Source organism: Methylobacterium sp. E-041, from assembly GCF_022829665.1.
Taxonomy (GTDB): Bacteria; Pseudomonadota; Alphaproteobacteria; order Rhizobiales; family Beijerinckiaceae; genus Methylobacterium.
This window is the reverse complement of record NZ_JAKSYQ010000124.1, coordinates 1-1,017: the sequence shown is the minus strand read 5'-3', so window position 1 is coordinate 1,017 and position 1,017 is coordinate 1. Positions and strand designations below refer to the sequence as shown.

Here is a 1,017-nt window from a genome sequence, read left to right as displayed (position 1 = left end):
GACGCGCACGTAGATGTTGCCGTCGCTGCTGGCCTTGGTCTGCGCTAAGCCCTGCGCGGCCTTGAGGAAATGATCGTTGAAAGCGCCTGTGGCGACCTGCTCGAGCGAGGTGCCCCAAACCGTCAGCGGTACCGACCAGATGCTGGGTGTGGCGGTGGTCTTCCAAAGCGTCACCTCATAGGCGATCGAGCTGTCGAAAGCCTTCCAGCTGTCGTTGTTGAGGTAGTTCAGCACGTTACCTGGCGTGCTCCCAACCCACTTCGAGTACGCAGCAAAGGACGCAGGATCATTGCCGACATACACACCAGTCTGCGTCACCTGAACCTCGATCATATAATATTGTTAGGCTGCGTCCTCAATTATGCGATGAGATGCTGCCGGTAGATTCAATGTAACCGGTAAATTCTGCATGGCATCTAAACAATCTGGGTAAAGATTGCGATAAGATTGCGACAAAGATAATTTGAAATTAATATAAAACCTATATTTTAGCATATCTATTGAATAAAAATGGTCTATTTACATAACAGTTGTTTTTATTACAATTTTTATATTTATAATCAACATTTATATTATTAAATCTGGACAAGACTTACATTTTTTCAAGTAGTATTGTTATTTGATTTGTCATTTAGTCTGATGAATAATCCAAAATGCAGCGCAAGAGCGGGTTTAGCTAACTCGATAACATCTGCAGGCTGCGAAACCGGATTGCTTAGTCTGAGCCGGTTGTGCAACTCGACCTGCTGCACATCCTTCACAATATGGAGACACTGACCCGATAGTTTTGTCCCGATGCCGCGGGCTAGAACACGGTCCATAGCCGTTTTTCCTCGGTCTATCTGCCGAGCGACAATATCATCGATGGGCAGGTTAATGGGTCGCAAGACCCGACGAACCTGGGCACCGCTCTATTTCCGGGGCCTCCTCGGCCCGGGGGATCGCAAGAGCCTTCAGCCGATGGCGGCACGGCTTGGGCTTTCGGGCCACGACCAGTTGCAGCACTTCATCGCCAGC

General features: G+C 48.9%; 2 protein-coding genes. One reads left to right on the top strand and one right to left on the bottom strand.

Features of this window, described 5'->3' with window-relative positions:
• The coding region (locus MKK70_RS11550) for a hypothetical protein (protein WP_243947795.1) at nt 1-333 on the bottom strand (333 nt) is incomplete at its 3' end.
• Nucleotides 334-864: 531 nt separating this feature from the next.
• On the opposite strand from MKK70_RS11550, the gene MKK70_RS11545 reads away from it, so the two are divergent.
• Nucleotides 865-1,017: transposase (locus MKK70_RS11545; RefSeq protein ID WP_243947797.1), on the top strand; the 153-nt coding region annotated here is incomplete at its 3' end.